Source organism: Pseudomonas sp. FG98 (assembly GCF_057808595.1).
The window spans coordinates 16,176-27,735 of record NZ_JBMDIJ010000078.1; the positions used below are offsets into that span (position 1 = coordinate 16,176).

Here is an 11,560-nt window from a genome sequence, read left to right on the forward strand (position 1 = left end):
GCCTCCTTGGCCATGATCTTCACAGCACCAGAATCCGTTGTTGGCGTTGATGAACCAGCAGGTCGATCTCGACCTGCTCGGCTGCATCAACGAGTGGCACCTGGCAATGCAGGCGAAAGCACAGGCCGGGGCTGTGCTCGTCGGCCGCGACCGGATGAACGTCCACCACCCGCACACGCGGTTCGTAGCGGGCGACCATTTCGCGGATGTCGTGGCAGATCTGGGTTCGGAGCTCCAGTGGCCCGACAGCGGCATCGTTCATGTCGGGCAGCCCCAGGTCGGGACAGCTCTGCGAGCTGCCCCGGCGGGTGTTGAGCAACTGCTCCAGGTTGGTCTTGATGGCCCTGACCCGATCGCCCGCCAACGCCTTGCCGGTACGCGAGCGCAGGGGCGGCAGGTCGGGGTCGAGGCGATTGAACAGGCTGCCCGGCCCTGCCGCTGGCGACGTGGTGGAATTCACCCTCATTCCTTATCCAGTCGACCGACGAGGGAGAGCTCGAAGTTGGCGCCCATGTACTTGAAATGCGGGCGAACCGACAGCGACACCTGGTACCAGCCCGGGTTGCCCTCGGCGTCCTGCACCACGATGTTCGCCGCCCGCAGCGGCCGCCGGCTGCGCACGTCGGAGGACGGGTTTTCCTGGTCGGCGACGTACTGGCGAATCCAGTTGTTGAGCTCGCGCTGCAGGTCGGGACGTTCCTTCCAGCTGCCGACCTGCTCGCGCTGCAGCACCTTCAGGTAATGCGCCAGGCGGTTGATGATCATCATGTAGGGCAGTTGCGTACCCAGCATGTAGTTGGTCTGTGCCGCCTGGCCTTCCGGGGTCTTGGCGAACACCTTGGGGCGCTGTACCGAGTTGGCCGAGAAGAACGCGGCGTTGTCGCTGTCCTTGCGCATGGTCAGCGGGATGAAGCCTTCGCTGGAAAGCTCGAACTCGCGCCGATCGGAGACCAGCACCTCGGTAGGAATCTTCGCTTGCAGCTGGCCGAGGGACTCGTAGAGGTGCACCGGCAGGTCATCGACCGTACCACCGGACTGCGGGCCGATGATGTTCGGGCACCAGCGATACTTGGCGAAGCTGTCGACGATGCGGCTGGCCAGGGCGAAGGAGGTGTTGCCCCAGAGGTAGTGGTCGTGATTGCCGCCGATGCTCTCGCGATAGTCGAAGCTGCGGGCGGGGTTTTCGAGGGGATCGTAGGGCTGGCGCAGCAGGAAGCGCGGCATGGTCAGGCCCAGGTAGCGGGCATCCTCGGAGTCGCGCAGGCCACGCCACTTGGTGAAGCGCGGGCCGCCGAAGATGTCCTTCACCTCCTTGAGGTTGGACAGCTCCTGGAACGACTCCAGGTCGAGCATTTCCGGACCGGCAGCACCGAGGAACGGCGCATGGGCCATGGCCCCGACCGAGGCCACGTAGCCGAGCAGCTTGATGTCGGGAGCCGACGGCCCGAAAGTGTAGTTGCTGACCATGCAGCCCACCGGCAGGCCGCCAAACTGGCCGTAGCCCGAGGTGTAGACGTGCCGGTACAGGCCACTGCGGGTGATGTCGCCAGCGCTTTCGAAGTCGTCGAGCAACTCCTGCTTGCTGACCTGCAGCACGTCGATGATGGTGTTTTCACGGAAATCGGTACGGTCGACCAGGAAACGCAGCCCGCGCCAGCTCGACTCCAGCGCCTGGAACCCCGGGTTGTGCAGGATCACGTCCACCTGCTTGCCGATCCTGGCGTCGATCTGCGCCAGCATCTGGTCCACCCGCTGCTTGTTGATCGGCTGCTGGCGATCAGACGACTTGAGCATTTCGGCGATGAACGCCGCCACGCCGCGCTCGGCGACGGCATAGCCCTCCTGGCTGGGCTCGATGCGTGTCTGCGCGAGGATCTGGGCCAGCAGGCCACCTTGCTGATGGGAGTCTTGTTGTTGTTCGACAGAAGCGGTGTGCGCTGTTGTCATGCTCATATCCTTTGAAACCTGAATGGAATGAATGCCCGGCCTCGCAGCACGAGGTACCGGCGACGGGACACGGCTCGCGCACTGCCTTCGTGCGCAAGACACATCTCGTCTCTCGGAAGTTGTTGCGGACGGAACCCGCTGGCGGTCAGTCCTGGCTTGCGCCGAGTACTGCCTCCAGTTCGCTGGCCAACTGGCTGCGCGTGGCCTCGTCGCCCAGCATTGCCTGCAACTGCTTGCGGAATTCGGGAACGTTGCCAAGCGGCCCCTTGAGGGCGACCAGCGCCTCGCGCAGTTCGAGCAGCTTGCTCAGCTCGGGCACCTGGCGGGCGATGGCATCGGGGCTGAAGTCGTCGATGGAGTTGAACTTCAGGTCGATATCCAGCGTGTCGTCGGTACCGTCTGCCAGTACGCTGGACACACTTTCCCTGAAGCCGATGTTCTTCTCGGCCATGACATTGTCGAAGTTGTCCTTGTCGACCCGGACCGGGATCCGGTCCTCCAGCGCGCTGTCTTCGTCGCGCCCGATGAAGTCCCCGGCTACCAGCAGGCGCAGCGGAAGTTCGACTTCCTCCTGCTCGCCATTGGTTGCAGGAACGTAGGTGATATTGATGCGTTCTTTCGGGGCTACAGACCCGTTCTTGTTTGCCATGAAACCACTCCTTCGGAAAATCGCCGCATGAGTTGGTATCCAGCACAACGCCAGCACATAAACAACGGCGCACAACGACGCCACGACGAATTCGAATGAACCCGTAGCCGGACAGATCGAAGCCATTACGCCGAGCACGCGGCAATTAGCGGATGCCAACTCACAAACGCCGCCAAGACTAGTACAAGGCCAAACAGCAAAAAAATAGGAAATTTCCGAAAGTGCAGGTCGGAATTACTTCAAGAACCTCATTTTTAGGCTGAGGGAAATTTCCAAATAGTTATCGGAAAATTCCTATATACGGGAAATCAACTTTAATGCTTTCTTTCCGCACTACAGCGTGCCGTCGATTTTTCGAGAACTTACAAAAGAAACAATATGTAACTAGCAACATATTGAAACTTTATTTGATGAACAGGCACGCAACAAGGAAAACCCTCCCTCTTATCAAAGGCGATTTTCAATAAATGATCACGGTTGATCTGGCTACGCTAATAGAACGTCTCGGACCCTGTTGCCGACTGGCCCTGGAGGAAGCAGGAAACCTGTGCATCGTCCAGCGTGGCGCGGAAGTGACCGTCGCTCATTTGTTGACGGCCTTCCTCGGCCAACCGGCTTGCGACGTGCGTGTCGCCCTCGCGGACGCGGGGCTGGATGTCGACGCGTTGCGCCATACCCTCTCCAGCGATGTCAGTGACCATGATGCGCGACACGGCCAGTACCCGTCCTTTTCACCGCTGCTCGCCGACGCCTTGCAGGACGCCTGGCTGCTCAGCTCGGTAGAGCTGGGGCAAACCCACATCCGCAGCGGCGCGGTGTTCCTCGCGACCTTGCTCAGCCCGGCCCGCTACCTGCCCCTGGCCGCCATCCGGTTGCTCGATGGGATCAATCGCGAAACATTGCGCAAACAATTTAGCGAGCGCCTGTCGGCGTCTGCCGAAGCCCCGGAGCGCAACGGTGCCGCGGATGCGTCGAACGGCATGCCAGGCGAGGACAGTGCCCTGGCCCGGTTCGGTCACAACTTCACCGCCCAGGCACGGGACGGAGAGGTTGACCCGGTGCTGTGCCGCGACGCGGAGATAGACCTGATGGTCGACATCCTTTCCCGCCGGCGCAAAAACAACCCGATCGTGGTGGGCGATGCCGGCGTCGGCAAGAGCGCCGTGGTCGAGGGCCTGGCGCAGCGCATCGTGCAAGGCCGGGTACCCGAGTCGCTGCACCGGGTCGAACTCTGGGGCCTGGACCTTGGCGCCCTGCAAGCCGGAGCGTCGGTCAAGGGCGAGTTCGAAAAGCGCCTGAAGGCCGTGATCGACGAGGTCCGGGGCTCGGCCTGGCCGATCATCCTGTTCATCGACGAGGCCCATACCCTGATCGGCGCCGGCAACACCGCCGGCGGCAGCGACGCGGCCAATCTGCTCAAGCCGGCACTGGCCCGCGGCGAGCTGCGCACCATCGCCGCGACGACCTGGTCGGAATACAAGCGCTACTTCGAGAAGGATCCGGCCCTCGCCCGCCGTTTCCAGCTGGTCAGGCTGGAAGAGCCTTCAGCCGAGCAGGCCGTGCACATCCTGCGCGGCTTGCGTCCGGTCTACGAAGCGGCGCACCAGGTGTTCATCGGTGATGACGCGCTGCACGCCGCCGCCGCGCTGTCGAACCGCTACCTCAGCGGCAGGCAGTTGCCGGACAAGGCCATCGATGTACTCGACACGGCGTGCGCGCGAGTGGCATCCGCCCTGGTCGAGCCACCCCGACGCCTCAATGCCCTGGAAAACCAGCTCCATCAGATCGACAGCGAATACAACCAGCTGGTGCGGGACGGCCAGGCTGGGCGCACGATCGCGAAAAACCGTCTGGAAGCCCTGACCACGGCCCGCCGCACTGTGCAGCACGACATCGAGGATCTGCGCCAGGACTGGCGGCAGCAGAAGGTGCTGGTGAACGAAATCGTGGCCTTGCGCGCAGACAATCTCGACGGCGATGCTGCGCCGATGCTGGCCGACAAGGTCGCGCAGTTGAACCAGATGCAGCGCAAGGAAGCCCTGCTGCACGCCGATGTCGGTGCCGAGCAGGTGGCCCAGGTGATCGCCGACTGGACGGGCATCCCCGCCACCACCATCAGCAGTGACCAGATGGCGCGTCTGGACAGACTGCCCGCGAACCTGCGTGAACGGATCAAGGGCCAGGACGCGGCGCTGGAGGTCGTGCACCGGCACCTGCTCACGGCGCTCGCCGACCTGCGCCGCCCCGGCAAGCCAATGGGCGCATTCCTGCTGGTGGGCCCCAGCGGCGTCGGCAAGACGGAAACGGCCCTGGCAGTGGCGGATGCGCTGTTCGGTGGCGAGCAGTTCCTGACTACCATCAACATGTCCGAGTACCAGGAGAAGTTCACCGTATCGCGACTGCTGGGCGCACCCCCGGGTTACGTCGGCTATGGCGAAGGCGGCGTGCTCACCGAAGCCATTCGCCGGCAACCCTATTCGGTGGTCCTGCTCGACGAGGTGGAAAAAGCCCATCCGGAAGTGCTCGACCTGTTCTACCAGGCCTTCGACAAAGGCGAACTGAACGACGGCGAAGGCCGGCGCATCGACTGCCGCAACGTGCTGTTCTTCCTGACCTCCAACCTGGGCTTCGACCAGGACGGCAGCCCGCTGGATGATCTGGACGGCGAGGTGCTCCGGCAAAAACTGATGCGCTTCTTCAAGCCTGCGCTGCTGGCGCGGATGCAGATCGTTCCCTATCGCTACCTGGACGCCGAGGTGCTTGGCGAGATCATCGACAGCCGCCTGCAGCGCCTGCAGCAACAGCTCCTGCAACGCTACGAAGCCAGCCTGGTGATCGACGAGAGCGCGCGGGATGAACTGCGGGCCCGCTGCACACGGCATCGCAACGGCGCGCGGATGCTCGATGCGAGTATCGATGGCGAGTTGCTGCCGCCCCTGTCACTGGCCGTCCTGCAACGACTTTCCCGCGGGGAAAGGATCCAGTCCGCAGAGCTGGCCTGGGACAACAGCACATTCATCGCAACGCTGGGCTGATCATGAAGGACAAGATGAAACCCATGATCGCCACCGACACCAAAAGGCGTCGCCCGCGCCTGCAACTGACGCTGCTGGCTGCCGTGCTCCTGGCGGGCTGCAACAGCGGCGAAGCGACTACCAGCGCCCCCGGGGACTGCACCCGGATCACCTCCGCGGTCGAACGCCTGGCCTGCTTCGACAGCGTGGCCGGAACCCCACCGGTGGCGCCCGCCAGGCAGCGGCCGGTCGTTCCGCAACTCGTCGAGCCGGAACGCAAAGCGCCCTACATCAAGGAACTGGTCAATGCCAACGAGACAGGCCGGCGCCCTGACGAGACCCTGTCCAGGGTCACTCGCAGCGCCGACCGGCCCGTTGGCCAGGACAGGGTGGTGATCTCCGCCCCAGCACTGACCGGCCCCCTGCCCCACGCCCACCTGGCAATCAGTTGCCTGTCCAATATTTCCCGGCTCCAGCTACTCAGCAGCGAGCCCCTGCCCGTCAACTACATCAGCGTCCGCCTGGTGCTGGACGGCAAGCCGGTGACCTCCGCCCGCCCCTGGCAAGTGCTGGACGACGGCACGGTCAGCGATGCAGGGCGCGGCCTGGTGGCCATCGAGCAGCTACGCCACCTGACCCGGCCAGCCCGGCTGCTGACGCTCGAAAGTGACTACAGCCCGTTCGATGGGCTGCAGTTCGATGCCCGTGCATTGAGTGAGCAGATCGCCAAGCAACGGGAGGCATGTCATTGGTGAGGCAACTTCCCCCACTTGATCTCAAGACCCTGCTGAAACCCGTGGATCCAGGCCTGCCGGCAGGCCCCTTCGATGAAGAAGACGAACTGTTCCAGGGCATCGACCATGAAATGGTCAAGCTCGGTGGCCTGCAGGAACGCACCATCGACTGGAGCTTCGTCGACCACGGCGCACAGCAGTACCTGGGCACCCAGTGCAAGCACTTCCGCATTGCCGGCCACCTGATGACCGGGCGCCTGCGCAGCCACTGCTGGCGTGGCTGGAGCGAGGCCGCCGGGGTACTGGCCGGCATGGTCGACAAGTACTGGGAAACCGGCCATCCCAAGCCGGGTGCCACCGGGTATCTGGTCAAGCGCCGTCTCGTCGACCAGTACCTGGAGCGCCTGGCCGACGCACTGCCCAGGCTGGAGCGCAAGGGCTACTCGGAAGAACTGCACAAGGCCGGCCAGCAGGCACTCGACCAGCTTCAGGCGAGCGCGCCCCTGGCCAGGCTGGATGTTGCAGCCCTGAGCCGCCTGGAAAGCAGGCTGCGTCAGTCGGCCGAGTCCAACCGGGCACCGGAGCTGGACGGGCAATCCATCGACCTGGCCATCAGCAGCGACGGGCTGACGGATGCCTTCTTCACGCCGCTCCAGATCAACCCGGGCAACGAACGGGAAAATCGCCGCTCGCTGCTCTCGGCGGCAGAGATCATCAACCAGCAGGACCTGTACGACCCGACCGGTTACCTGCTGCGCCGGTTCGCCCTGTGGGCGCACCTGACCCAGGCGCCGTCGATGCACAACGACAGGCGGACCGAACTGATGGCCGTGCCGCAGGACGTCGCCGACCGCTACGACGAGGCCCTGATGAGCAACGCCATCGACCCTGCCCTGCTGCAACGGATCGAACGCAGTGTCACCTCCTCACCGTATTGGCTGCGCGGCAGCTTTCTGTCGGCAGGGGTCGCCCGCAAGCTGGAAATGCCCAAGGTCGCCGAGGCCATCCGCCAGGCGACCGAGCGTTTCGTTACCCGCCTGCCCGCCCTGACCACCCTGGAGTTCGCCGATGGCCGGCCCTTCATCGATAGCGATGTACAGGTCTGGCTCAGTGGCGCCACCCAGGAAGGCGCAACCGGCTCCAGCCCGGAGTATCCGGCCCTGCGTGGCGAATTGAGTGCGCAACTCGACGCTGCCGGAGTCGAGCCAATGCTGCGCAGCCTGGAGTCGCTCCAGCAACGCAAGACCGATCTGCGCCATGCCTGCCACGTCATGGCCATTGCTGCCGAACTGCTCGCCTCCAGGGGCCTGAGCTGGCTGGCGGATGGCCTGTATGCCCGTGCGCACAGCGTCATGGACAACGCCTCCGCCCGCGCATGGGAGCCGGAGCTTTATCAATTGCTGGCACGGCACACGCCGGCTGGCGAAGCACACAAGGATTAACAGTGAACACTGCCATGGGGAACCTCTGGTCCAACTTGCAACGATATGGCCGGCCCTTGTTGCGCTGGCTCAAGCCCGGCATACCGCTCCTGCTGCTGACACTGATGGTCGGCGCGGCAGTCATCTGGTGGCTCGGCCCACGCTGGACGCTGCTCGGCTACCAACCGCTGGGCAGCGTCAGCGCACGGGTTCTGGCCACGGTGATGCTGCTGGTGATGCCCCTGCTGGGTTGGGTCGTTCGTCTGCAACGACGCAACCGTCGCCTGGAAGCGGAGCGCAAGCACGAGGAGGTACGCCAGACCGATACCTGCCTGCGCTTCGTCGAGGCCCAGGAACGCGACCTCGATCGCAACCTCGCCCTGCTCCAGGCCAACCTCAAGGGACGCAATGCCCAGTACCAGATGCCGTGGTACCTGGTGCTGGGACAGGAAAACGCCGGCAAGACCAGTTTCGTCAACCGCACCAGCCAAGGCTCCTCGCTGACCGCCGAGATGAAGGCCGGCAGCTGGCGCCAGCAGGAAGATCCGGACCGGCTGTATTCCATCGACTGGAACATCGGTGACCAGGCGGTGCTGATCGACCCTCCCGGCGAGATCATCAGCCAGCTCCGGGTGGCCACCAACGTCGGGCAAGACTCGCCTGCCAAGGCTCAAGGCCCCCTGGCCGGGCTGCCGCAGGAGCTGCATGCACGCCTGTGGCATGGTTTTGTCAGCTGGCTGGGGCAAAACCGCAGCCGCCGGCCACTGAACGGTGTGGTCCTGGTCGTCGACCTGGTGACCCTGCTCAACCAGCCCACCAATGAGCGCAAGAAACTCGCCACCATCCTGCGCTCGCGGCTGATCGAACTCAGCCGCGAGCTGGGTACGCGACCACCGCTGTATGTCGTCCTGAGCAAGTTCGACCTGCTCGACGGCTTCGACACCCTGTTCGGCTGCTTGCCCAAGCCGGAACGGGAAAACATCCTCGGCCCTACCTTTACCCTCGATTCGCTACGGGATTACGACGCCTGGCTGGAAGAACTGGGCGAACACTACGACACCTTCGTCGAGCGCCTGAACAATCGGATACTCGACACCCTGGCGAAGTGCCGCGGCCAGGACCAGCGCGAATCCCTGCATTCGCTGGAGCGGCAGCTAAGCGGCCTGCGTGCGACTCTGGTGGATTTCCTCGGCGATGTGCTGAGCAGTGATCGCTTCGCCACACCCGCCTTGCCGCGCGGGGTGTTCTTCTCCTCGGTGTATCAGCAGGGCCTGCTCAACAACACGTTCGTCGCCTCCGCGGCACGAGCCTACGGAGTGCGCGATCCGGACAACAGGGCGCTCCCCAGCGGACAGGCGCTGGTCTATTTCGCCCAGCGATTGTTCCAGCGCGTCATCTACCCCGAATCCGATCTGGCCGGCGACAACCCGCGGGTAATCAGGCAGAAGAAGCACGCCATGGCCCTGCGCTTCGCCATCGCATCGCTGGGCACCCTGATGATCAGCGGCGGCTGGTACCACTACTACGGCATCAACCTCGACAAGGCCTTGAGCGTGCTGGAACGCAGCCGCGACTTCAGCGCCAGTGCCGTCGACACCGAACTGGACCCTACTGGCCGCAACCTGCTGCCACCCCTGGACCAGATCAGCAACGCCGTCGCCGTCTACGGAAACTACCGCAATGCCTGGCCGCTGCTGGCCAACATGGGCCTGTACCAGGGCCACGCCATCGGTCCCAAGGTCGACGAGGCCTACCTGACCCTGCTGTCGCAGCGCTTCCTGCCCGCCCTGGCCAGTGGCGTCATGGAGTCGCTGGACGGCGCTGGCATCAGTGGCGACACCCAGTTGGCTGCCCTGCGCGTGTACCGGATGATCGAGGACCGCCCCAACCGTCGCCCGCCCGTGGTCGAAGACTGGATGGCTGCGCAATGGCAGGCGGCCTTCCCCGGCCAGGATGGCGTGCAGAGCGCGCTGATGCGTCACCTCGACTACGCCATGAAATACGTCGATACCCGTCTGCCGCAGTATCAGCAGCGCGTTGTCACCGTGCAGCAGCACCTGCGTCAGATTCCTCTGCCGGAGCGGGTGTACATGACCATGAACCAGGAGGCCGGGGTAACCCTGCGCTCGCCCCTGGACCTGCGCAACGAGATCGGCCCGGCATACGACATCGTCTACCAGCCCGAACCCGGCCTGGTTGAAGCGCCCACAGAATCGCCGCCCTCGGCCAACGGTCGTATCGATGCCCTGCTCACCGCCAAGGGCTACCGCAGCTATTTCGCCCGGCACGGCGCGGATCTCACCGAGCTGGCGATGATCGACCAGTGGGCCTTGGGAGAACGTACCGAAGTCGACTACTCGGACGCCGACAAAGCCGTCCTGGCCGAACGCATCCGCGCCATCTACGGCCGTGCCTATGTCGACACCTGGCGGCGCAACCTCAACCATCTGGAGGTGCGCGACTTCAACGATATCGCCGATGCGGTCAACATCCTCGGCAGCGTGACCGGGCCTGCGGCCCCCCTGCGGCGCCTGGTCGAAACGGTCCGCGACAACAGTGAACTCGGTCTGCGCCCGACGCCCGTCGGTGACGCGACCAGCGACCAGGCCGCCAGCCTGGTGCAGGCGGTAGCCAAAGGCAGCGACGACGAGGACCGAACGCCGCTCGTCACCGATATCGCCCGCGCCTTCGCCCCGCTGAACCAGTTGCTGGACAGCAGGGAGGATCGGGCTCCGTACCTCGAAGAAACCATGCTTGCCATCGCCAACGTGCAGGACAAGGTCCGCGTCGTGCACGACAGCCCCGACCGCGGCAAGGTGGCGCTGGCCATGGTGGTCGAGCGCTTCTCGCTGCAAGGCCCTGACCCGATTGCCAACCTGCAAAGGATCGCCGCCGGGCTGCCGGAACCGCTGAATCGCCAGGTGGCCAAGCTGGCCGACGAGTCTTCACGGGTGATTCTGGTGGAGGCGCTGCGGGAGCTGGAACGGCGCTGGGATAAGGACGTGCATCGCTTCTATCGCGAGCGCCTGGCCGATCGCTATCCGTTCAACCCGGCCAGCCGCCAGGAGGCTTCGCTGGAGGACTTCAGCGCGTTCTTCGGCCCGCAAGGCCGGCTGCAGAAATTCCGCGATCAGTACCTCAACCTGTTCCTCGAAGAAAACCTCGAAGCGCTGTACTCGGAGCGGCTGGGCGGTTATCTGGTCAGCGCCGACGTGCAGGCCCGACTGGCGTCTGCCGAGCGTATCCGCGATGCCTTCTTCAACGCCCGTGGCCTGCTCGGCGTGCAGTTCTACATCGAGCCGCTGGGTCTGGCGCCCACCAAGCGCAGCAGCTCGCTAAGCGTCGAAGGGCAACTGGTCAGCTACAACCATGGCCCCAGCACCAGCACGGCGCTGATCTGGCCCAATACCCTGGCGCCGAACAACGAAAGCCGCATGACCCTGGTCAACGCTGGCGGCAGCAGCAGCGGCCTGGTCTATCGCGGGCCCTGGTCGCTGTACCGGCTGCTCAGCCAGGCACGCCTGAACGGCAGCACCAGCACCAGCGTGGATATCAGCTTCTCCGCACCGGACGGCGGCATGCGCTACCGCATCAGCACGGAAAAGGCCGAAAACCCGTTCACCCAACCGCTGTTCAAGGGCTTTGCCTTGCCCCGGAGGTTGTTGCAGGAGGGGCTCTAAACCGTCTGGTAATTCTTTGGCGGGGACCTGTGGAAGCTGGCTTGCCGACGATGAGGCCAACCGCCTCGACATCAATCCTGCTGATCTGTGTTGTTCTTGCCGGCCTCATCGCTGG

Annotated in this window: 7 protein-coding genes; 4 read left to right on the forward strand and 3 right to left on the reverse strand. The window is 64.3% G+C overall.

The annotated features are described in order from the left end of the window. Positions 1-19: 19 nt before the first annotated feature. From tssE to tssB, 3 genes are all read right to left on the reverse strand, one after another. Positions 20-460 (reverse strand): type VI secretion system baseplate subunit TssE, encoded by a 441-nt coding sequence (gene tssE / locus ACODSK_RS27230; protein ID WP_489020448.1) that lies wholly within the window; start codon positions 458-460, stop codon positions 20-22. Between the two features lie 2 nt (positions 461-462). Next, positions 463-1,947: a type VI secretion system contractile sheath large subunit gene (gene tssC / locus ACODSK_RS27235; RefSeq protein ID WP_489020450.1), complete on the reverse strand. Its 1,485-nt coding sequence runs from the start codon at positions 1,945-1,947 to the stop codon at positions 463-465. 145 nt (positions 1,948-2,092) lie between these two features. After that, a complete protein-coding gene (gene tssB / locus ACODSK_RS27240) occupies positions 2,093-2,596 on the reverse strand; it encodes a type VI secretion system contractile sheath small subunit (protein WP_489020452.1) in 504 nt (167 codons plus the stop codon). 467 nt (positions 2,597-3,063) lie between these two features. Between tssB and tssH the strand changes: the two genes are divergently transcribed. Genes tssH through tssM form a run of 4 tightly spaced genes read left to right on the forward strand, consistent with a single transcriptional unit; the run spans position 3,064 to position 11,445 of the window. After that, positions 3,064-5,631, forward strand: a complete 2,568-nt coding sequence (tssH, locus tag ACODSK_RS27245) for a type VI secretion system ATPase TssH (protein WP_489020454.1) — start codon at positions 3,064-3,066, stop codon at positions 5,629-5,631. Positions 5,632-5,645: 14 nt separating this feature from the next. Further along, positions 5,646-6,365 carry a type VI secretion system-associated protein VasI gene (gene vasI, locus ACODSK_RS27250; RefSeq protein ID WP_489020456.1) on the forward strand — a complete coding sequence of 240 codons (720 nt, stop codon included), beginning with the start codon at positions 5,646-5,648 and terminating at the stop codon, positions 6,363-6,365. After that, positions 6,353-7,786 carry a type VI secretion system protein TssA gene (gene tssA / locus ACODSK_RS27255; protein WP_489020458.1) on the forward strand — a complete coding sequence of 478 codons (1,434 nt, stop codon included), beginning with the start codon at positions 6,353-6,355 and terminating at the stop codon, positions 7,784-7,786. The genes vasI and tssA overlap by 13 nt, the downstream gene beginning before the upstream one ends. Positions 7,787-7,800: 14 nt before the next feature. Then, complete coding sequence (tssM, locus tag ACODSK_RS27260; RefSeq protein ID WP_489020460.1) at positions 7,801-11,445, forward strand: type VI secretion system membrane subunit TssM; 3,645 nt, start codon at positions 7,801-7,803, stop codon at positions 11,443-11,445. Positions 11,446-11,560 lie beyond the last annotated feature (115 nt).